Genomic DNA, 20,675 nt, shown 5'->3' with positions numbered 1-20,675 from the left:
TGCGCTAAAAAATAGTCGGCCTGGCGGCGCGGCTCAGCGCGGGCGCACGCCGCCAGCCAGGATGGCGGCCGGGTAGTAGCGCTTGAGGCTCTCGTACACGGCGCCCGATTTGACGGCGGCCGCGAACAGGTTCTGGAGCGCGTTGCGGTCGCTCGCCGTGACGGTCTGCCTGGAGATGTAGATGCCGCTTTCGCCCCACGGCAGCTCCTCGAGCGGCTCGATGCGCAGCTTGGGCATCATCCACGTAAAGCGCTTGTCTTCCAGGATGGCGCCGGCAAGCACGGTCGGCGCCATCAGCGTCACGTCGGCAAAGCCGGCGTCGAGCACGCGCGCCACCGCGGCGGCGTCCTTTTCCAGCAGCAGGCGGCCCTGGGCCGACAATTGATCGATCATGTCCAGGTAGGCGTCGCCGTAGTCGAAACCGCGCACCAGCACCACGCGCAGCTCCTTGCGCGCGAGCAGGTCACGGATCGAGCGCACCGGCGCGCGCTTGCTGTCGATCGACAGCAGGGTGGCGCGGGTGCCGATCACGGGGACGAAGTAGCCGAGCTGGTCGCGGCGCGGGGTGCGCACGGCGGGCATCAGCAGGTGCGATTTGCCGGCTTCGAACATGGCTTCCTGGCGCGCCCGCGGCACCACCGAAAACGTGAACTTGCAGGGGCTTTTCGCACTGACGCTGCGCAGCAGGTCCGGATAGATGCCGCTGATCGACTCGCCGCTGATGCTCACGCTCAGTCCCGTGGGCGCGACCGGCGCCAGGAACGGTTGCTCGCAGTTGGCCAGCGCAGGCGCGCTGGCACCGGCTGCGAGGACGGCAATGACAAACGCGGCTGCGCGCGTCGCGCTGCGAATAGAGGTTTTGCCCATTGGCCAATTCTAGCGCATGCCTGCCTCACGTGCGCATCCGATGTGATTTGAAATAGAAAAGTGCAACGCCGATCGCCACCGCCTGCATCGCCGCGCACAGGAAAAAGGTGCTGCCGATGCGCCAGTCCTGCGGCGGCAGGTGGCTCGCCAGGCCCAGGATGGCCGTGCCCAGCAGCGGCATGAACACGACGCCCAGGCTGCTGATCGATTGAAGCGAACCCATCAGTTCACCCTGGCCATTCACGTCCGACCCGCGCGAAATGATGCTCTGCAGCGCAGGTGCGGTGGTAAACGCCAACAAGTTGCACAAAATAAATACATACATCATCCAGCCCTGGGTGGCCAGGCCGTACAGCACGTAGGTGATGCAGCCCGACGCCAGGCCGAGCAGCGTCAGGCGCACCTCGCCGAAGCGCTTCATCAGCATGCCCAGCAGGCCGGCCTGCACCACGGCCGCCGCCAGGCCCACGCAGAACATGGCGGCGCCGTTGTCGCCCGGGCTCCAGTTGAAGCGGAAGGTGGTGTACAGCACCCAGGTCGACTGCAGCATCATATGGGCGAAGGTGGACAGGGCATAGACGATCACCACGCCGCGGATGTCGGTGCGGCGCAACAGTCTGCGCAGGGATGAGAAAGGATTGATCTTGGCGATCGAAAACGCCGACCGGCGCGACAGCGGCAGCGATTCGGGCACGGCGATGTAACCGTAGACGAAGTTGGCGGCGCACAGGGCGGCGGCCACGTAGAACGGCAGTTGCAGGTTAATTTCGCCCAACGCGCCGCCCAGCGCCGGACCGCCGATGAACCCCAGGCCGAAGGCGGCGCCCACCTTGCCGAAGCTTTTGGCGCGCGTCTCGGGGGTCGATATGTCGGAAGCATAGGCCGAGGCGACCGACATGCTGGCCGAGGATACGCCGCCGATCACGCGGCCGATGAACAGGAAGGCCAGGCTCGGCGCCCAGGCGGTGGCCAGGAAATTGAGGCACATCCCGGCCATCGAATAGAGCATTACCGGACGGCGCCCCACACGGTCGCTGATGGCGCCGAGCATGGGCATGAAGATGAACTGCAACAGCCCGAACAGCGTCGCCAGCACGCCGAACCAGAACGCCTGCTCGTCGCGCCCATTGACGAACTGGCCCACCAGCGCCGGCATGACGGGCACGATCATGCCGATGCCGAGCATGTCGATGAAGACGGCGACCAGCACGAAATTGAGGTTGCCCGGAGAAGCGGGGGAGGCGGGTGCGGCGGCGGGGCTGCTGCTCATGGAGAAAAGCCCGGGGCCGGGCGCGAATGGGCGATGCCCTATCTTAACGCACTACGCCCCCCGTACGAACGCGGCAGTTCCTACAGTGCCCATTCCTGCGCGAAGGCGGCGCGGAAGGTGGTCAGCTGCGCCATGCGCGCTTCCCCCAGCGCGCGGCCGGCGGCGGTCTGCATCATGGCTGGCAGTTTGGCCAGCTTGACTTCTATATGGTCGAGCGCGTATGCGCGGTCGTCGAGTTCGCGCGTTCCGGGCAGCGGGTCGCTGGGGTGGGCCAGCGCGCTGCCCATCTGGCCGGCGATGTAAAACAGGCGCGCCAGGCCCACGGCGCCGAGGGCGTCGAGGCGGTCGGCATCCTGCACCAGCTTCGCTTCGATGCTGTGGGGCGGCAGCGCCGCCGAGAAACTGTGCGTTTCAATGGCGTGCGCCACCGCGTCCAGCTTCGCGGCCGGGAAGTCGAGGGCGGCCAGCTCGCGCCGCGCCAGTTCGGCCGAGCGGCGCGACGCCATGCTGCGCTCCGGGTGATTCTTGGGCAGGTTGACCAGGTCATGCAGATAGCATGCCGCCATCACGGCCAGCGCATCGGCTTCCGGGTGGCTGGCCAGCAGCGCCTGCGCATTGCGCCACACGCGGTGCAGGTGATTGATGTCGTGGGCGCCGTCGTCGCCGCAGGCGGCGCCGGCCAGGGCCTGCAGGCGTGGCTGCCAAAGAGTGAGTTCGTCGTCGGTCATCGCATGGGCATGGGTTACTTGTGGGAGCGCGATTATGCCACTTCCGGCGCCAGGCAGGCTGCGGCGGCGCGCTGCGACAGGGCGTCGGCGGCCTGGTTTTTCTGGCGCGGCAGCCAGCGCACGCAGACCTCGTCCAACTGGCCGAGCAGGTCCAGCGCCTGCGCGCGGTAGGCCCGCAGCGAGGATGCCGCCGCCCCGTCCGGGCCGTTGACGTCGTCGATCACGACCCGGCTGTCGCCATGCACCGTCAGTCCGCGCGCGCCGGCGTGCAGCGCCGCTTCGAGCACCGCGATCAGTGCGCGGTATTCGGCTTCGCTGCTGTTGCCGTAGCCGGCCGCCCGCGAAATCTCGACGCGCTCACCAACGGGGCCGGTCAGCACGGCGCCGATGCCGCAGCGTCCCGGATTGGGATGGGCCGAACCGTCGAACCAGGCGCGCCAGGGGCTCGGCGGGCCGTCGTGCCTGGCCATGCGCACGCGGCGCGCGCTGGCCTGCTGTGCGGCGCGTGCGGCTGCGCGTGACTGTTCGGCGGCCCGCAGCGCGGCGCGCTCGTTGAGCAAATGCGGCAGGCCCTGCGCGCCGGCGCGCTGCTCCAGCGTTGCGCGCAAGGCCAGTTCGTCGCTGATTCCGTTGCGCATGGCGAGCTTGCGGCTGAGGGCCAGTTCGGACTTGTATGCGGCGGCAAGCAATTGAGTCATGTCAATCATGGTGACAGCATAACCGCAATCGCCCTGTTTTTGAACAAAGCGGCGGCGCGGGCGATGCGCGCGCACTCGCCGCCACCCTTGTGACACATCAAACCCGGCCCATTATCGCTACCTAGTATGGTTTAAGCGGTCCGCAAGCGGGTGAGGGGCTTTGCCCTTTACTCAGTTTAAATCTAGCAAAGGAGAGCACCATGCGTAACTTAATCAGCACTGAACTGCAGCACGTTTATGGCGGTGGCAAAGACCAATGCAGCAAGAGCAAAGGCAAGGGTAAAGGCCCCTGCAAGAGCAAGAGCAAGAGCAAAAGCTGCAGCAAATCGCATAGCAAAAGCCACAGCTGCAAGTAATTTGCAGCCTGGCTGAACGCCATGCCGGATAGACGCTCCGTCAGTTAGCGGAGCCGATTCGTTCAGCCCGCCGTCGGACGCGGCGGCTGGCTGATTCCTTAGATGAGGTTGCAACATGCACGAACTCAAGCCTACAGGTCCCGTCGAGATTCTGGACAGGGCCGCGCATTCGCAAGCAGATGCGCATCAAAAAGGTCGCGCGGGTGATCGAAGTCAGTGTCGACGTGCGCGACTACTTCATCGAAGAGCAGGATGAGCGCCGACACCGACCGGGTGCCGACCGTGGCGGAGCGGCCGCTGTTCCGGCCGCAGGTGCTGAGCGAACAGCAGACGCGCTGGCTAGGCACGGTCGCGATCAGGCCGCGCCTGTCCCACCGCCTGTTCGCCGCCGCCTCGCTGCTGATCGTCGCCGCCATCGTGGGCGCGCTGGTCATGGCCAGCTACACCAGGAAGGCGCGGGTGGCCGGCTGGCTGATCCCCGAGCAGGGCATGATCCGCGTATTCTCGCCGCGCGTCGGCGTGGCCACCCGGCTCATGGTGCGCGAGGGCGACGAAGTGGCCGCCGGGCAGGCGCTGGTGGCGCTGTCGGGCGAAGAGCGCAGCGTGGCCGTGGGCGAGACCAATGCCCAGCTGGCGCTTGAACTGGAAGCGCAGCGCGCCAGCCTCGATGCCGAACATGCGCGCGCCGCCGAATCGTTTGCGCAGCAGCGCGCCGCGCTGAGCGAACGCATCGCCGCCGCCCGCGCCGAGCAGGACAGCATGGTCCAGGAAATCGCCCTGCAGAAGCGCCGCTTGGCCCTGGCCGGCGAATCTGAAAAACGCCTCGAGGAACTCAAGGCGCGCGGCTTCATCTCGGCCCAGCAGGTGCAAAGCGCCGCCGAAGCGACGCTCGACCAGGCCGGCAAGCTGCGCACGCTGGAACGGGCCCTGTCGGCGCTGGGCCGCGAGCGCATGGCGCTGGAGGGCGAGCTGAACGACATGCCGCTCAAGCGGGCCACGGCGCGCTGTTCGAGCGTGCCGCGCAAGGCCTGTTCCTCGCTGATGTTGGCGCGTGCGGAAAGTTTGCGGCTGGCGTTGCATTCGGACTTGAACGCCGCCGCGACTGAATGACCGTAGCGGCAATATATTGCCAAAATTGTGCGTCGGGAAGGACTGAAACCACTCATCCGCACGATTGTGACGCATCAAACTGCAGAGTCCGTCAGTGCCTAGTATGGCCGTAGCGGTCCGCACGAGGACGAGTGGGAATTGCCACTGGTCCAGTTTCAATTTGTTAAAGGAGAACATCATGCGTAACCTGACCAGCACTGAATTGCAACACGTGTATGGCGGTGGCAAATCGCATTGCGACACGAAATGCCACAGCAAGAGCAAGAGCAAAAGCCGTTGCAAGAGCAAGAGCAAAAGCAAAAGCAAAGACAAGTGCAAAACCCGCCGTTGCGACAGCAAGTCGCGCAACCGCGGCGGTCTGCTCGGATGGCTGCTGTAAAGCGTTCCCTGCTTGAACGCTTTGCCGGGCAATTGTTCCGCTAGTTGGCGGAACTGCTTCTTCAGGCCGCCGTCGGACGCGGCGGCGGACTGAATTCTCAAGTGAGGTTGCAAAATGCAGAATCTCGACACATCGACAGCTATTGCCAAGCCGGAACGTCCCACGCATGAGGAACTCTGGCTGCTCGGCCAGGCGCCGCTGCAGAAGTATCTCGATTTCGCCGACGACCTGTGCGCCGAATCGCCCGAGGCCATCCGCCCCGCCCTGATTCGCGAATGGGGCGCTGCCAACCTGTATTACGAAGAGCTGGCCCGCACCGAGGCCGGCGTCGCCGATCATCTGGACTGCGCCGCGCTGCCGGCCGCCATGCTGCCGCTGGCCGAGCAGGTGTGCGCCAGCTCGCAGTACACGCGCACCTTCAACAGCCTGCCGACCCGGATCGCGATGGTCGAACTGGGGCGCATGGTGGTGTGCCAGAACCACGTCACGCGCAGCTTCGTCGATGAACTCAAGGCGCAATTGGGCCCCAATCCCGATCCCGCCGCATTGTTCCGCTTCTGCTTTCCGCCCGACGAAGTGCGCGCCCCGGTCCATATCCGCGAGGCCGGCTCGAAGCGCTTTGTATTCCGGTCCGAATCGACCGATTTCCGCTTTCACGAACCGGTGCTGCTGCGCCCGGACCAGCTGAACGATTACCGCGCTTCCGGCACCGTGGCCGGCGTGGTCGGTCTGGTGGTCGGCTACAGCGCCAACATTCTCAACGCCGTGTGCGACGACGACAGCGGGCGCCTGGTGCTCAATAACGGCTACCACCGCACCTGCGCCCTGCTCGAACTGGGCATCACGCACGCGCCGTGCGTCATCCAGACCGTCAGCTCGCGCGACGAACTCGATCTGGTGGCCAAGTCGATCGTCGCCACCGACCCGGGCTACTTCTTCAACGCGCCACGCCCGCCGCTGATGCGCGACTTCGCCGATCCACGTATCCGTAAAGTGCTGCGCATCAAAAGAATCGCGCGCATGATCGAGGTCAGTTACGATGTCCGCGACTACTTCATCGAAGAGTGAGGCCGGCGCGCCGGACGAGGCGGCGGAGCAGGCCCTGTTCCGGCCGCAGGTGCTGAGCGAACAGCAAACGCGCTGGCTCGGCACGGTGGCGATCAGGCCGCGCCTGGCGCACCGCTGGTACGCCGCCTTTTCGCTGCTGATCATCGTTGCCATCACCGCCACGCTGTTCATGGCCAGCTACACCCGCAAGGCGCGCGTGGCCGGCTGGCTGGTACCCGAGCAGGGCATGATCCGTGTGTATTCGCCGCGCGTGGGCGTGGCCACGCGCCTGATGGTGCGCGAGGGCGACACTGTGACCGCCGGCCAGGCGCTGGTGGCGCTGTCGGGCGAAGAGCGCAGCGTGGCTGTGGGCGAGACCAATGCCCGGGCGGCGCGCGAACTGCAGGCCCAGCGCGCCAGCCTGGATGCGGAGCAGGCGCGCGCGGCGCAGTCGTTCGACCAGCAGCGCGCCATGCTGGCCGAGCGCATCGCCGCCGCCCGCGCCGAGCAGGACAACATGGTGCAGGAAATCGCCCTGCAAAAGCGCCGCGTGGCGCTGGCGCGCAAGTCCGAAAAGCGGCTCGACGAACTCAAGGCACGCGGCTTCATCTCAGCGCAGCAGGTGCAGACCACGTCCGAGGCGACGCTCGACCAGGCGGGCAAGCTGCGCTCCCTGGAACGGGCCCTGTCGTCGCTCGGGCGCGAACGCATGGCGCTGGAGGCGGAACTGAACGACATGCCGCTCAAGCTGGCCACGCAAAACGCGCTGGTGGCGCGCAACACCAGCGCCATCGACCGCGAACTGGCCGAGGTGGCGGCCAGGCGCGAACTGCTCATCACGGCCCCGCAGGCAGGCACCGTCACGGCGATCCATGCCTCGCGCGGCGCGGCGGTCGGCACCGGCACGGCGATCCTCAGCATCGTGCCGCGCGGCGCCACCCTGGAAGCGCACCTGTATGCGTCGAGCCGCGCGATCGGCTTCGTGCGCGCGCAACAGCCGGTGCACCTGCGCTACCTGGCCTACCCGTATCAAAAATTCGGCCACTACAAGGGCACCATCAAGAGTATTTCGCGCACCGGCATCGAGCCGGCCGAGCTGCCGGCCCAGTTCGGGGCGGCGGCGGGCGCCGGCAAGCCGGGCGAGGCGCTGTACCGCATCACCGTGACCCTGGCGCGCCAGGACGTGGCGGCCTACGGCGCGCGCGTGCCGCTGGCCCCGGGCATGCAGCTGGAGGCCGATATTCTCCTGGAGCGGCGCCGTCTTTATGAATGGGTGCTTGATCCGGTCTACACCATCACCGGGAGGCTGGGACGATGAGCAAACCAATGGACGCCACCGCCGGCCTGGGGGTACGCCTGCCGTCGATCCTGCAGACCGAAGCCGCCGAATGCGGGCTGGCCTGCCTGGCCATGATCGCCGCCTACCACGGCAACGGCACCGACCTGGCGCACCTGCGCCGCCGTTTCGGCATGTCGCTGCGCGGCGCCACACTCAAGGACCTGGTCGGCATCGCCGTCCACCTCGGCCTGGCCTCGCGCCCCCTGCGGCTCGAACCCGAGGAACTGGACCTGCTGGCCACTCCGTGCATCCTGCACTGGGACCTGAACCACTTCGTCGTGCTCAAGCAGGTCACCGCCAAGGGCGTCGTGATTCACGATCCGGCGGTGGGCGTGCGCCGTTTGCCGCGCGCCACCGTGCTTAAACACTTCACCGGCGTGGCGCTCGAACTGAGTCCCACGGCGTCGTTCGAATCGGGCCAGGCGGCACCGCGCGTGCGGCTCAGCGCACTGCTCGGGCGCATGTCGGGCATCAAACAGTCGCTGTGCGCGCTGGCCGCCATGGCGCTGGCGATCGAAGTGCTGGCCGTGGTCAGCCCGTTCTTCATGCAGTGGGTAATCGACGAAGCGCTGGTCAGCGCCGACCGCGACCTGCTGCTCACGCTCGCGCTGGGGTTTGCGTTCCTGCTGATCATCCGGGTGGCGGTGACGGCCGCGCGCGGCGCCACCCTGATCGCCGTCTCCAGCACCATCAAGGTGGCCGGGCGCGCCAGCCTGTTCGGCCATCTGGTCAGCCTGCCCGCGGCCTACTTTGAAAGCCGCCACCTGGGCGACATCATGTCGCGTTTCGGCTCCCAGGAAGTGATCCTGCAGGCCATCACCACCGACATGGTGGAAATCCTGCTCGACGGCCTGATGGCTGCCATCACCCTGTGCGTGATGCTGTTCTACGCGCCCGAACTGGCCATGCTGGTCGTCGGCGGCAGCGTGCTGTACGCGCTGGTGCGCGCGGCCTCGTACACGGCGCTACGCAATGCGTCGGTCGAAGCGATCGTGTGGGGCGCAAAGCGCGACAGCCACTTCCTCGAAACGCTGCGCGGCATGCGCACCATCAAACTGTTCAACGCCCAGGCTTCGCGCCAGGCCCACTGGCTCAACCTGCTGGTGGAAACCGTCAATCGCCAGGTGACGACGCAAAAACTGGGATTGATGTTCCGCACCGTGAACTCGCTCCTGATCGGCATCATCGCGATCCTGGTGGTGTGGCTGGGGGCCGAGCGGGTGTTGAACAATACGTTCTCGGTCGGGATGCTGCTCGCCTTCATCAGCTACAAGGACCAGTTCATGGGCCGGGTCAGCGCCTTGATCAACAAGACGCTCGACCTGTTCATGCTGCGTCTGCACGCCGAGCGCCTGGCCGATATCGCCCTGACGCCACCGGAGGTGTGCCATTTGCCGCTCGCCTCGGACGAGCAGCGCAAGCCGATGGCGATCCGTCTGCGCGGCCTGCGCTTTCGCTACGGCGCCAGCGATCCCTGGGTGCTCGACGGGATCGACCTGCAGATCGAGGCCGGCGAATCGGTCGCCATCGTCGGACCTTCCGGATGCGGCAAGACCACCTTGCTGCGCCTGCTGGCCAGTTTGCTCGAACCGGTATCGGGCGAGATCGAAGTCGACGGGCGCGCGCTGAACCAGAGCGGCCTTGGCGAATACCGCGCGCAGATCGGCGTGGTGCTGCAGGACGACCAGCTGTTCGCCGGCTCGATCGCCGACAACATCAGCTTCTTTGCCGATGCCCCGTCGATGGAGCGCATCCGCGAATGCGCGCGGCGCGCGGCGGTGGAGGACGATGTGAATGCGATGCCGATGGGTTTCCATACGCTGATCGGCGACATGGGCACGGTGCTCTCCGGAGGCCAGAAGCAGCGCATTCTGATTGCGCGCGCGCTGTACCGCGAGCCGGTCCTGCTGCTGCTCGACGAGGCCACCAGCCACCTGGACGTGACGCGAGAGCAGGCCGTCAACGCGGCCATCCACGCCTTGCCGATGACCCGCATCATCGTGGCGCACCGGCGCGAAACCATTCTCTCGGCCGAACGCATTATCGTGCTTGAAGAGGGCAAGGTCGCCTGCGACCTGCGCGGGGAGGAGGGCAGGGCCGCGTACCTGGCGCGGATGGCGTTGGAGGACAAATGAAAAAAGCGCCAGCCGGGGGAGCCGGGCTGGCGCTTGGTCAAGCTTGATGACAGTTTAATCGCGGCGTGGATTATCGGGGCGGTTGTCGTGGCGGTTCGGGACGCCGTCGCCATCGCGGTCGCGGTCGGCGCGGTTCGGCACGCCGTCGTTATCGCGGTCGCGGTCGTAGGCATCGGGCACGCCGTCACGGTCGCGGTCACGGTGTTCCAGGCGATCCGGGACCCCATCGCGGTCGCGGTCGCGGCCTTCAAAGCGGTCGGGGATGCCGTCGCGGTCGCGGTCGCGGCCTTCAAAGCGGTCGGGGATGCCGTCGCGGTCACGGTCGCGGCCTTCAAAGCGATCGGGGACGCCGTCACGGTCGCGGTCACGGCCTTCGCCATGGCGGCTCCAGCGTGCCGGTTCCATGAACCAGTGGCCATCGCGCTGGACCCAGGCCGGCTGCGAGTACACATAGCCCGCGCGTTCGCGCATCCATTGGCCGCCGATCCACGCGTGGCGGTTGCCGCGCCACTCCCAGTGACCGGGCACCCATACATGGCCGGCGCGCGGACGCGGTACGCGTTCGTAGCGTGGCGCCGGCGGGGCCACGCGCACTACCGCGTAGTCGCGCTGCGACACTTGCTGCCAGCCGCCGCGGTTGAGGCGATAGCTGTCGTTATCGCGGATCCATTCGCTGCGGCGGTATTCGTAGCCGTCGCGCGCGCTTTCCCAGCGGCCGGCGGTCCAGACGTGGCGGTTGTTTTCCCAGTTCCAGAAGCCTGGCGCCCACACATAGCCGCGGCGGGGAGCTGGCACGCTCTCGAAGCGCGGTGCGGGTGGAGCGGTATTGATAATCACGCGGAAATCAGTTTGAGCGACCGACGGCAGAGGCATGAAACCGGCGGCGCCGAGGGTGATCAGTGCTGCAAAGGTCAGGGTGCGCTTCATTTTTACTTCTCCTTGTGAAATCCTATGAATTCAATATAGCAAGCGATGTGGTGGTTCAGGAAGATTGATTCACCTGCTTACAAATGAAACAGAATCGGGGGCAGACGTAAGTTCCGTAACTTTGGCCGGCAACCTTGCGCAGTTGATAACGTTGCCCGGTTTCGCTCGGCCCCCCGCTAGTGCTGGGCAGGCCACGCGCGAGGCGTGCCACCTTATTTGCGGAGAAATAATGAGAGGCTGGCTCGAAACGGTTGTGCAGGCGTGGTCACGGCGCTGGACGGCACGGCGGCGCGCCCGCCATCTGCGCCAGGGTTCGCGCGTGTCTTCCGCGCCACACTCGTTCACGCTGACTTGCGCGCACTGGATCGGCGCCGCCGGGGTTGTCGCCGCCGCCGCGGGCGCGCTGCTGATCGCCGCCCACGCCCGTCATCTGGCCGCGTCGTCCGACCCCGGCGCCGCCGTCCTGCACGGCGCCGGCTTGCCGGTGTCGGTTGACGCCTTGCAGCCAGCCGCGCCCGGGGCGCAGTTCAGCGTGCCGCGCACATCCGGCATCGGCGTGGCTGCCCATGGCGACGCAACCCTGCTGATCGCATCAAGCCTGCGTAGTGCGCCGCCTGTGCGCATCGACCTGTGCACGCAGATGCTCGACACCGGCAATCCGCGCCTGCTCCCGCTGCGCGTCGGTTACCGCTTCGCCGACGTTGCGCGCTGGGTCGCGCGCAATGACGCCTCGGCCAGTCCGGTCACGCTGCGTAACATCGCCCTGGCGGGGCCCGACGTGGCAAACATGCCGCAGGTTCAGCTGAGCGGCATGGCGCTGCCCGATTTCGCCGATGCGCGCGGTTCGGCATTGCGCCTCGACTGGGCCGGGGCCGAAGCCGGCGCGCGCTGGCTGGGCGAGTCCAGCGGCACCGTACGCGGCCCGCGCGGTTCGGTCGGGCTGCACCGCGAGGGCTGGCTGGTATGGAAAGACACCGCCTTGCGCTTCCAGCGCCGCGCCAGCAACCGCTGCCCCCAAGCCGGCGAGCTGCTGGTCCAGCTGTTTCGCAGCGGCGAGGCGGCGCCCGCCGCCAAGGCGCTGGTGGTGGCATTTCCGGCTCACGGCCCGGCGTTGTCGGCATGGCTGTCGCCGGGGCGCTATCAGGTGCCGGTACTGCCGCGCGCCAGCCTGGAAGACCAGGCGCTGTTCCTGGCCCTGCAGCAGCATGGCCTGGTGCGCCTTGGCGCCAGCGGACTGGCGGAACTGGCGCCGCGCGACCTGGCGGCCTGGCAGGCGGCCGGCGACGCCGCGCGCGCCGCGCAACCGGCGGGCTGGCCCGGCGCGCGTCTCGATGCCGCCGCATTGAAGCTGCTCAAGCGCCTGTACCGCATGGCCGACGGCGACTATGTGCGCGAGCAGGTCCAGGTGTTCAACAGCGAACGGCGCCTGCTTGCATGGCGCCTCAAACCGAATCAAACCGGCGAATGGCAGGCCAGCGTCGCCTCGGCGCCTGCATCCACCACGGCGGCGATGCCGCCCGCCGCCGCGCGCCTGTTCGCCGATGTGCCGCAAGGCTGGGCGCCGTGGACCCGGGTTGGCGCCTGGCCGGACGCCGCCGCCGGCGCACCCGCGCGCCTGACCCTGGCCCTGCCGCGCGCGGCGCAAGCCGGCCAGTCGATCGAATTGATGCTGGTCGGACGCCTGCTCTCGCTCGACGGCGCGCAGCTGCGCGGCCAGCCACGCGATGCCTGCAGCGGGCGCGATTGTCCGTCGCCTGCATCGGTCCAGTCGCTGGTACTCGACCTGCAACCGGGCGCGCGCGCAATCACCCTGACGGCCGCGCCCCTGCGCATGGCGGGGTTGGCGGGCGACCAGCAATATCGCCATCTGCGCCTGGCTGGTGGCCGGCTTGCATGGCAGCCGCTGGCGGCGAACAGCGCCACGGCGCGCGCCGCGCCGCTCGCGGGCGTGACGCTGGCCGACCGCCATGGCACGGTGGTGTGGAGCGGCGGCGAGCCAACCCGGGCGGCGGTCGATGCCGGTCTCGCGCCGCTGCTGGGCATCCGCGCGGCCCACGCCAACAGCGTGGCCGGCATGCTGGCCCGCGTGCCGGCGCCCGATGGCGTCGCGCACAGCGCGCGGCTGACGCTCGACCTGGCGTTGCAGACGGCCAGCCAGCAGGCCCTCGATTGCGTCGGCATGCGGCGCGGCCGCTGGAACGGCGCCACCTGCAGCGCGGCGCAGGCCGTGGTGCCTGGCCGCCAGGCGGGTATGGTCATCCTCGATACCGCCACCGGCGACGTGCTGGCGGCGGCGGGCGCCGGCAGTGGCGCCGTCACCCCGGGTAACTGGAACGAGGTGCGCGATTTCGATCGCGCCAATCCGGCCCGCAGCCCTTTGCGTCTGCCGGCACTCCAGCACGATGGCGGCGCGCACCGCAGTCCCGGATCGACCTTCAAGGTGATCAGCGCGCTGGGCCTGGAACTGGCCGCCAGACGCGATCCGCAGCTCGAAGCGCTGCTGGCCGGCTTGCCGCTGCCGGCGATTAACCGCATGGCGCACTCGAAAGGCTTCGCCTTCCAGACCAACGCGGCCAGCTATCCGCTCGACACCAAGCTGGCCCACATCACCAATTACAAGGACCAGCACCTCGACCGGCGCGCGCAGGACGGCCGCCTGGGACTGTCCCAGGCCCTGACCTACAGCCTCAATACCTGGTTTGCCTGGTCCGGTGAACTGAGCGACAGAAGCCTGTTCGGCCGCCCCGATGGCGGCGCCCCGGACCTGCAGGCGCTCGATGGCGGTGCCCTGGACAGCGTGCGTCCGATCGTGGCGATGGCGCATCGCCTCGGCTTCGAGCAGGCCGCGCGTCTCGATGGCGGCTTGCTGCCGCCAGGCTTCGCATGGTCGACCTGGGACGCGCTGCAGGCCAGTCCCGCCCACATCGACCCGATTCACACGCGCCACGAGCTGCGCCAGATGGCGATCGGCCTGCGCATGCAGGTCACGCCGCTGCAAATGGCGCTGGTGGCCGGCGCGGTGGGCGAGGGCAGGATGATCGCGCCGCGCCTGCTGCTCTCGCTCGACGGTCGCGATGCCCTGCCTGGCGAGCGGACGGCCCTGGGCGTGCGGGTCGACCGGGTACGGGCCGGAATGAAGGGCGTGGTCGACAGCGGCACGGCGGCCGGCGCCTTTCGCGGGGCCGGGTTCGATGCCGTGCGGCGTGGCTTGTCTGGCAAGACCGGCACCTCGCCGTCGGTGGTCGATGGGCGCGAACTGGCTACGGTGTGGTTCACCGGCTGGCTGGAGCCGGGCAGCCTGCCGGGCCAGACCCGGCGCCTGGCGGTGGCGGCTTTTGTCAGCCATTCCGACGCGACCGGGGGCGAGCACGCGGCGCCCATCGTAGCCGCCGTACTGGGGGCGATGGCGGCCCAGAATCCGGAACAGAAGGGTAAACAGGGGTTTCAAGCGCGCCTTGCCGATTCCCGGTCTATGGCATCATTTTGATGCTGACACAACGATGGGGATGGTATGCGCTTGCCGGGAACCCGGTATCAGGAACAGGGCTGGGAACAGGTGCGCAAACTGCTTGGGCACTGCTCCCTGCAGGCGTTCGCCGCCAGTTCGCCGGCACGCCTGCTGGATGCGCCCGGGACGCTGGTCGATACGCTGGCCGATTATGTGGACCTGACGGCGGAGGCACTGCACGCGTGCGCCCGCACGGCGCGCGCCGAGGCCCCGGCCAACAGCTATGGCGAGAGCGCGCTGGAACTGTCACTGAGTCTTTTGTACGAGCTGCAGGCGCGCCCCGCCGATTGGGCCGCCCTGTGCGCCGCCGTGGCCAACGAACACCAGAAAATCGGCGCGTTCTGGATCACGCCGGGCGGCGACGCCATCCTGCGCAAGAAGATCAACGATATGTACGCGGGCGTGCGCGACAAGGTCGATTCGGATAATTACCAGGCCGCGTGCGGTCGTAGTTGTAGTCCTAATAAGATGTATGCGTACCGCATGCTCGATACCGCGTACAGCGACATCGCGCGCCTGTTCGGCGCCTGGCGCGAGCATGCAGGGCAGGTGGCCGCCATCCTGGGGCGCGACGTGGTGGCGATGCCGATCGAGGTGCGCCAGATGCGCTCCATCGGCACCTGCAAGGCGGAGTGGGTGCTGCGCTGGAGCGAGTCGCTGGAGCGCTTCGGCGGCGGCGCCGGTCCCCTGCACACCAGATCGAAACGCTTCGCGAACCTGAAAAACAACGACGCAAAGATCACCGAGATGCTCGCCGAAATCGGCGACTACGAAGAATTGTCGTCCAACCGCGACCGCGACTGGCTGCACGACGCCGGCGAGGCGGCCAACTGGCTCGAAGACCTGTGGCGCGTGAGCGACGCCGCGGTGGACGAGGCCGAAAGCCGCATCCTGCCGGCGCCGGACAGCGAAGACGATGCCGACGCCCAGGACCCCGATCCGGCCCCGCACGACGCGCCCGAGCCGGCGCCGTATGACAGCGCGATTGCCGTCAGCCTTTCACTGCCCCCCCGCTTCATGGAACTGGCGTGGGCGGCGCAAGACCACGGCAGCTGGAGCGCGCGGAAACTGGCCGCCTGTTCGCTGCCGGTGCGGCTGGCGGTGTACCTGAAAATGCTGGGTGGGCTGGACGACAGCTATCCCGGCGAATGGCTGGACCCGGCCACCGGCGAGCTGCCGACCATGCAGCAACTGGCGGTGCTGGACCAGATTTCGCTGCCGACCCTGCGCAAGCGCCGCGACGCCGCCATCGCCAGCCTGCTGGAGGCAGTTCCATGAAGGAGAATGATGTGAAAACGAACCAGGAACCCGACCGCAAGCTGATCGAGCGCCTGCTGCTGTCGCGCCGCGTGGAGGGCGACCGCCTGATGCTGGGCGATTCCGTGCTGCTTGCCGCGATCAATGGGAACCACCCCTTGAACAGCGCCGAACTGGCCGCCTTGCGCGCCTCGCCCCTGACCCTGCGCCGCTTCCGTCAGTTGGCCATCGAGCGCGGCGGCGCGCGCGCGGCCAACGACGACGCCTGGAGCGGCAGCGCCGGCATGCTGCGCGCCGCCTCCGACGGCGCCGATCTGGCCCGCCTGCTGACCGACGACGGCCACTGGACGCTGCATTTCGTGGCGCAGGATGATGCCTGGCGTCTGATCCTGTCGCTCGATGCCGCCGCGCCGTTCGCCGCGCGTCTGCTGCGCGAACAGCCGATGCTGCGCGTGGTCGACGGCGGCGGCGCCATCCTGCTGCAAGGGCGGCTCGACGCCGACGGCGAAGTGGAATGCGGCTGGCCCTTCGACAGCGCACCCGCACCGCACTTCCAGCAGTTCGGCGCGCGCTTCGCGGTCGAACCGGTGCACGTGTGAGGAATGCGATGATCGGTCTGTTCAAGCGCCCGGCAAGGGCCACGCCGCCCGATACCTCGGCGCTGGGCGCGGCCACGCTGGCGCTGCGCATGGACTCCGGCTGCACGGTACCGAAGGGCTGCATCGGCGTGGTGGCCGATACGGGCGGCCATACGCGCCGCGTGGCGGAGGCCAGCCGCATCGTCCTGGCCGAGATTGAAACCGCGTTCTGCTTTCATCCGGGGCCGTACGGCGTCGACCTGCTGCCGTTCGCCGCGGCTCCGGAACTGGGACTGCGCCTGTCGTTCGCGGTCGACGGGCCCGATCCGCGCGTGGCGCAGCAGCGCTTCGACCTGTACCTGGCCAGCGAAGCGGGCGACACGCTCGGCCTGGGCGACTTTGCGGCCGCCATCGAAGCCGCGCTCCAGCAGGAACTGGGGCTGGGCCATCTGGCCCTGCCGCCGTGCACCACGCTGGACGAATGGAATGCCTTCCGCGCCGGCTTCAACCAACTGTTATATACCCGCTTCGGCATCAGTGTCGACGATTGCATACCGGTCGACCTGGGCGAGCGTGTCGACTACGCCGCACTGTTGCTGGCGCGTGCGGTCAGCATGCCGGAAGTGCGGGCGCCGCAGCCGCAGCCGTTGCAGGTATGCGCCGCCATGCCGTTTGACGCCGCTGCTGCCGACGCCAGGGCGCTGCGCCGCCTGTTCCTGGAACTGCCCTGCGTGATGCACGGCTTGCGCATGGCGGTGCTGCCGCCCGGCCAGGCACTGTTCCAGCAGCATATGGCGCTGCTGCAGCGGCTCGACAACGTGAGCCTGTCGGTCAACGCCATGCCGGCCTTGGCCCTGGCCGCGCCGGGCGAAACGCTGCCGGCCGACCGTCAGCTAACGCGTACTCACCACAGCCTGCGCGCCAGTGCCGCGCTGGACGAAGCCTGGGCCTTGCTGGCGCGCCTGGGACTGGCGGCCGATGCCGATCTTGCGCCGCTGTTCGATGACGCCGACCGCATCATCGCCAACCTCGAACACGAGTGCGCGGCGCGCCGCGTGGCGGTCCTGGTTCCCGAGAGCGAGCCGGCATGAGCGTCCCGACCGAAAAGCGTCACGGCGCCGAAGTCCGCAGCGTGCTGGCCGGCGGCGCGCTGCTGACCGTCAGCGCCACCGTGCGCCCGCGCGCCGGCCGTGCCGATGTCAAATGCAGCGGCGCCGGCGACGCCGCTGTGGCCGAGCGCATGCAGCAGGTGGTGCGTCTGGCGCGCCTGACCGAAGGCTGTTTCGACAGCCGCGAACAGGTGGTCATCAGCATCGACCGCGCTCCCGGGCGCCATGAGCGCGACTGGGAACTGGCCGTGGTGCTGGCCGACCGCATGGTGCGCGGGGTGTGGCAGCCCGTCGGCCCGGTGCTGGCCAACGGCTGGTCCGAGCAATGGCAGCTGGGCCGCGTCGACGGCCATGACGTGGCCAACGCTCCCGCACATGCACTCTTGGGCGGGCCGCAGGGGCTGGGTTGGCTGGGCGCCCTGACCGGGCAGCCCGACAGCGCGGCCAGCGTGGCCTCGGCGCGCGCCTGGTTCCCGCTGCACTGCGGCGGCATCAACGACAGCTTGTGCTGGGTCGAGGTGAATGTCCATCCGCTGGCCGGAGCGGACGGCGAGGAAGAGGAAACGATCGCCGCGCCCGGGCTCGACCCGGTACAGCTGCTGGCGGTGCGCCAGGCGCTGGCCGGGGCACGCCATTTCGACGGCCGTGCGCTGGGGCGCTGGCGCACGGTCGTGCGCTTCGCCCAGGCGCGCTTCCAGGGCAATTCCTTCGAGCTGGCGCTGGTGATGGCCGACCGCATGGCGCGCGGACGCGAGTTTCTGGCGCGCGGCCGGGTCATCGCGAGCGGCTGCTCGGGCGCCTGGCATGCGGGGCGGGTCGATTCCGTCGAAGGCTGCGCGCCGAAATGCGCGCTGATCTTGCAGCAGGCCGTCGCCGGCGACCGGATTTTGCTGCCCAAGGCATGGGAAGGCGCGCTGGCGCAGGAGTTCCTTGATGCCGTGCGCGCGCGCGGCGCTAGCGTGGCGCTGGTCGAGCGGATCGGGATTATCTGAACATGCGTTTAATAGTAAAGCGTCTACCGGCGTGCGCGACGGTCGTGCGCCTCGTCCCCTGCTAAAATCGAACGGGCCGGGTGGGTTTGGTAAAAAGTGGTGCAAGTTGAACAACCAGGAGTCGATATGTTCCAGATGTTTGGTTTTGGCGGCGTGGCCTGCCCGCGTTGCGAGCATCAGAATGCCGGCGATTCCGGCTATTGCGCTCAGTGCGGCCTGACCTTGGGCGCGCCGCGCAACGAGCCGGTGTTCCGCGAGAACCGCTGGATTCCCGGTCCGGACGATCTGGCTGTGTTTTTCGGTGTCGAGCAGCTTTCCGGCCTGTTTGTGAAGACTTTGCGGGTGCCGGCCACCACGCGCGCCTACATCCTCCAGGCGGGCCAGGCGACCGAGGTGCCGCAGGGCGAGTACGAGATCGAGGGCTTTTTCACGCGCCTCAATCACCTGCTGCGCAACCAGCATGCCGAAATCCTCATCACGCGCACCGCCGCGATGCCGGTCGAGTTTTCGCTCGACGATCTGCTGACGGCCGAACACCTGGCCATCGGAGCGCGCTTCACGGTCAGCGTCAAGATCGAACAGGTCAGCGCTTTTGCCCAGCACTTCATGACGATGCCGGGCGCGGTAACCTCTAGCCATTTGCGCGAACTATTGGAGCCGTCGGTGCGCCAGCTGGCGGCCGAATTCATCGCCGGCCAGTCGATCCGCGACATGTCGGGCAACCGCGACCTGCGGCCCCAGCTCGACGAGCGCCTGCAAGGCTCGCTCAAGCTGCGCCTGGCGCAGTACGGGCTGGCGGTGGTGCAGGTGGACACGCTGGCCCTGCGCCACGATAAATTCGACGCGCACCAGGCCCGCATCGGCACCCTGTGGCTGGTGGCTGACGAACGCCACGTGAAGCTGGAACACGCCAAGCAGCTCGACGAGTTGTATAACGACGAGGAATGGCAGCGCATCCGGCGCGAGGAGCAGGAAAACCGCCTGCGCTACCGCCGCCAGGAACTGCGCCAGGACGACAGCATCGAAAAAGCCGAGCTGACCTTGCAGAACGCCGAGCGCCTGCAATCGCTGCGCGCGCGCGAGATCGACCTGTATGGACGCATCGTCGACTCCAAGAGCCGCAAGCAGGCGCTCGAACGGGGCGCCGGCGATATCGTCAATGAGCTGGAGCACGAACTGGCCAAGAAGGGGGCGGCGCGCGAGGACGAGTCGACCGAGTGGGCGCACCTGCGCCACCTGGCCCAGCTTCGCATGCGCACCGAACTTGAGGTGGCGCAGCAGGGCGCGCTGGAGATGCGTCAGCTCGCGCAGCAGCGCTTTTCGCACCAGCTGCTGCAGCAGCAGATCCAGAACAAGATCGCGCAGGCGCTGGGCATCGAGGATGAATCGCGCAAACGTGCCGAGCTGGCGCGCCTGCATCAGGCGCAGCAAGCGGCCAACGAGCGCCAGGCGGCCATGGAAGCGGAGCAGCACAAGGCCCAGTGGCAGTCGCTGACGCTGGCCAACGCGGCCCACAAGCGCGAGGCCGAGCGCATCGCGGAATGGGAAGAACAACTGGCGCTGGACCGCAAGCGCGACCTGCTGCGCACCGACATGCTCAAGGATACCGGCGCGAAGGCGGACGCCGAGGAAATCAACCAGAAGATCGAGACCCTGCGCCGCGGCGGCGCGCAGCAGGATTCCATCGCCCAGCACGAAAAGCTGCTGCGCACGATCGATGCCGACGGACGCCACACGCGCCAGTCGCAGCAGATCGAACTGGAAGCGGAAGAGCGGCGCCACGCTTTGCGTCAGCAGGAGCAGGAGGCGGCCTGGCAGCAGGAACTCAAGCGCCTTGGCCACGAGCGCGAAACGCAGTTCGCGCAGCAGGCGCACGAAGCGGAACTGGCGCGCATCGAAATCTCGCGCGTGTCGACCATCGGTAACCTGAGCGACACCGGCAAGGTGGCGCTGGCGGCCGGGCCCAACGCGCAAGCGCTGGCCGATGTGATGAAAACCCAGGTCCACGCCAGCATGACGCCGCACCAGCTGGCGGCGCTGGCGTCGGTGGTGGCGGCGACGTACAGCGTCACGCCGGCTGAAGCGGCGCGTGGCGCGCAGGAGCGGGTCGACCGCGAACGCGCGCTACGCGACGCCGAAGTGGACAAGGACCGGCGCCACCAGCTCGATTTGCTGGGGATGCAGAACGATGTGAACAAGGCGGCGCTGGCCTCGCAGTCGGCGCTCGGCACCGGTGTGGCGCAGGGTGGCGCCCAGGTGCGCTATGATCAGGCCCCGCGCCCGCTGGTGCGCATGTGCCCCAACGGGCACCGGGCCGGTCCTAACGATAAATTCTGTGCCGAATGCGGCGCGGCGATCCAACCTTGACAGGACAG

Annotated in this window: 17 protein-coding genes; 11 read left to right on the top strand and 6 right to left on the bottom strand. The window is 68.0% G+C overall.

All coding sequences use genetic code 11. The features are described from left to right. Positions 1 to 33: 33 nt before the first annotated feature. The 5 genes from CR152_RS26290 to CR152_RS33280 form a co-directional block, all read right to left on the bottom strand. Entirely contained in the window at positions 34 to 867 is an 834-nt protein-coding gene (locus CR152_RS26290; protein WP_099879940.1) for a substrate-binding periplasmic protein, read from the bottom strand. A gap of 25 nt (positions 868 to 892) precedes the next feature. Then, the gene (locus tag CR152_RS26285) at positions 893 to 2,137 is read right to left on the bottom strand and encodes an MFS transporter (RefSeq protein ID WP_099879938.1); all 1,245 of its coding nucleotides are present in this window, start codon (positions 2,135 to 2,137) and stop codon (positions 893 to 895) included. Between the two features lie 80 nt (positions 2,138 to 2,217). Beyond that, on the bottom strand, positions 2,218 to 2,865 hold the full coding sequence (locus tag CR152_RS26280; RefSeq protein WP_099879936.1) for an HD domain-containing protein: 648 nt from the start codon (positions 2,863 to 2,865) through the stop codon (positions 2,218 to 2,220). A 32-nt stretch (positions 2,866 to 2,897) separates the two neighbouring features. Beyond that, complete coding sequence (locus CR152_RS26275) at positions 2,898 to 3,563, bottom strand: ribonuclease HI family protein (RefSeq protein WP_229413595.1); 666 nt, start codon at positions 3,561 to 3,563, stop codon at positions 2,898 to 2,900. A 209-nt stretch (positions 3,564 to 3,772) separates the two neighbouring features. Beyond that, positions 3,773 to 4,036 (bottom strand): hypothetical protein, encoded by a 264-nt coding sequence (locus CR152_RS33280; RefSeq protein WP_157778744.1) that lies wholly within the window; start codon positions 4,034 to 4,036, stop codon positions 3,773 to 3,775. A gap of 135 nt (positions 4,037 to 4,171) precedes the next feature. Here CR152_RS33280 and CR152_RS26270 point away from each other — a divergent pair, with 135 nt between their 5' ends. From CR152_RS26270 to CR152_RS26250, 5 genes are all read left to right on the top strand, one after another. Further along, entirely contained in the window at positions 4,172 to 5,029 is an 858-nt protein-coding gene (locus CR152_RS26270) for an HlyD family secretion protein (RefSeq protein WP_099879932.1), read from the top strand. Between the two features lie 178 nt (positions 5,030 to 5,207). Continuing rightward, positions 5,208 to 5,408: a hypothetical protein gene (locus tag CR152_RS26265; protein WP_099879930.1), complete on the top strand. Its 201-nt coding sequence runs from the start codon at positions 5,208 to 5,210 to the stop codon at positions 5,406 to 5,408. Between the two features lie 114 nt (positions 5,409 to 5,522). Next, positions 5,523 to 6,476 carry a hypothetical protein gene (locus CR152_RS26260; protein WP_099879928.1) on the top strand — a complete coding sequence of 318 codons (954 nt, stop codon included), beginning with the start codon at positions 5,523 to 5,525 and terminating at the stop codon, positions 6,474 to 6,476. Next, positions 6,448 to 7,773 carry an HlyD family secretion protein gene (locus tag CR152_RS26255; RefSeq protein WP_099879926.1) on the top strand — a complete coding sequence of 442 codons (1,326 nt, stop codon included), beginning with the start codon at positions 6,448 to 6,450 and terminating at the stop codon, positions 7,771 to 7,773. Before CR152_RS26260 ends, CR152_RS26255 begins: the two co-directional genes overlap by 29 nt. After that, a complete protein-coding gene (locus CR152_RS26250; RefSeq protein WP_099879924.1) occupies positions 7,770 to 9,929 on the top strand; it encodes a peptidase domain-containing ABC transporter in 2,160 nt (719 codons plus the stop codon). The genes CR152_RS26255 and CR152_RS26250 overlap by 4 nt, the downstream gene beginning before the upstream one ends. A 54-nt stretch (positions 9,930 to 9,983) precedes the next feature. Here CR152_RS26250 and CR152_RS26245 read toward each other — a convergent pair whose 3' ends face one another. Further along, positions 9,984 to 10,856: a thrombospondin type 3 repeat-containing protein gene (locus CR152_RS26245; RefSeq protein ID WP_229413594.1), complete on the bottom strand. Its 873-nt coding sequence runs from the start codon at positions 10,854 to 10,856 to the stop codon at positions 9,984 to 9,986. A 229-nt stretch (positions 10,857 to 11,085) separates the two neighbouring features. Here CR152_RS26245 and CR152_RS26235 point away from each other — a divergent pair, with 229 nt between their 5' ends. From CR152_RS26235 to CR152_RS26210, 6 genes are all read left to right on the top strand, one after another. Continuing rightward, entirely contained in the window at positions 11,086 to 14,343 is a 3,258-nt protein-coding gene (locus CR152_RS26235) for a penicillin-binding transpeptidase domain-containing protein (protein ID WP_099879922.1), read from the top strand. Positions 14,344 to 14,367: 24 nt separating this feature from the next. After that, positions 14,368 to 15,642: a hypothetical protein gene (locus CR152_RS26230; RefSeq protein ID WP_099879920.1), complete on the top strand. Its 1,275-nt coding sequence runs from the start codon at positions 14,368 to 14,370 to the stop codon at positions 15,640 to 15,642. Positions 15,643 to 15,653: 11 nt separating this feature from the next. Then, positions 15,654 to 16,220: a hypothetical protein gene (locus tag CR152_RS26225; RefSeq protein WP_307718598.1), complete on the top strand. Its 567-nt coding sequence runs from the start codon at positions 15,654 to 15,656 to the stop codon at positions 16,218 to 16,220. A gap of 8 nt (positions 16,221 to 16,228) precedes the next feature. Further along, positions 16,229 to 17,290, top strand: coding sequence for a hypothetical protein (locus CR152_RS26220; protein ID WP_099879916.1), 1,062 nt, complete (start codon positions 16,229 to 16,231; stop codon positions 17,288 to 17,290). Continuing rightward, positions 17,287 to 18,300 carry a hypothetical protein gene (locus CR152_RS26215; protein ID WP_099879914.1) on the top strand — a complete coding sequence of 338 codons (1,014 nt, stop codon included), beginning with the start codon at positions 17,287 to 17,289 and terminating at the stop codon, positions 18,298 to 18,300. Before CR152_RS26220 ends, CR152_RS26215 begins: the two co-directional genes overlap by 4 nt. 126 nt (positions 18,301 to 18,426) lie before the next feature. Further along, positions 18,427 to 20,667 (top strand): SPFH domain-containing protein, encoded by a 2,241-nt coding sequence (locus CR152_RS26210; protein WP_099879912.1) that lies wholly within the window; start codon positions 18,427 to 18,429, stop codon positions 20,665 to 20,667. Positions 20,668 to 20,675 lie beyond the last annotated feature (8 nt).

Origin of the sequence: Massilia violaceinigra, assembly GCF_002752675.1 — a bacterium.
GTDB classification, from domain to species: Bacteria; Pseudomonadota; Gammaproteobacteria; order Burkholderiales; family Burkholderiaceae_D; genus Telluria_A; species Telluria_A violaceinigra.
Note: the sequence above shows the minus strand (reverse complement) of the source record. Positions and strands in the feature narration are given on the sequence as shown.

Coding starts and splice junctions, on each gene's coding strand:
- CR152_RS26290 (WP_099879940.1), bottom strand. CDS start 867: ATGGGCAAAACCTCTATTCGCAGCGCGACGCGCGCAGCCGCGTTTGTC.
- CR152_RS26285 (WP_099879938.1), bottom strand. CDS start 2,137: ATGAGCAGCAGCCCCGCCGCCGCACCCGCCTCCCCCGCTTCTCCGGGC.
- CR152_RS26280 (WP_099879936.1), bottom strand. CDS start 2,865: ATGACCGACGACGAACTCACTCTTTGGCAGCCACGCCTGCAGGCCCTG.
- CR152_RS26275 (WP_229413595.1), bottom strand. CDS start 3,563: ATGACTCAATTGCTTGCCGCCGCATACAAGTCCGAACTGGCCCTCAGC.
- CR152_RS33280 (WP_157778744.1), bottom strand. CDS start 4,036: ATGTTGCAACCTCATCTAAGGAATCAGCCAGCCGCCGCGTCCGACGGC.
- CR152_RS26270 (WP_099879932.1), top strand. CDS start 4,172: ATGAGCGCCGACACCGACCGGGTGCCGACCGTGGCGGAGCGGCCGCTG.
- CR152_RS26265 (WP_099879930.1), top strand. CDS start 5,208: ATGCGTAACCTGACCAGCACTGAATTGCAACACGTGTATGGCGGTGGC.
- CR152_RS26260 (WP_099879928.1), top strand. CDS start 5,523: ATGCAGAATCTCGACACATCGACAGCTATTGCCAAGCCGGAACGTCCC.
- CR152_RS26255 (WP_099879926.1), top strand. CDS start 6,448: ATGTCCGCGACTACTTCATCGAAGAGTGAGGCCGGCGCGCCGGACGAG.
- CR152_RS26250 (WP_099879924.1), top strand. CDS start 7,770: ATGAGCAAACCAATGGACGCCACCGCCGGCCTGGGGGTACGCCTGCCG.
- CR152_RS26245 (WP_229413594.1), bottom strand. CDS start 10,856: ATGAAGCGCACCCTGACCTTTGCAGCACTGATCACCCTCGGCGCCGCC.
- CR152_RS26235 (WP_099879922.1), top strand. CDS start 11,086: ATGAGAGGCTGGCTCGAAACGGTTGTGCAGGCGTGGTCACGGCGCTGG.
- CR152_RS26230 (WP_099879920.1), top strand. CDS start 14,368: ATGCGCTTGCCGGGAACCCGGTATCAGGAACAGGGCTGGGAACAGGTG.
- CR152_RS26220 (WP_099879916.1), top strand. CDS start 16,229: ATGATCGGTCTGTTCAAGCGCCCGGCAAGGGCCACGCCGCCCGATACC.
- CR152_RS26215 (WP_099879914.1), top strand. CDS start 17,287: ATGAGCGTCCCGACCGAAAAGCGTCACGGCGCCGAAGTCCGCAGCGTG.
- CR152_RS26210 (WP_099879912.1), top strand. CDS start 18,427: ATGTTCCAGATGTTTGGTTTTGGCGGCGTGGCCTGCCCGCGTTGCGAG.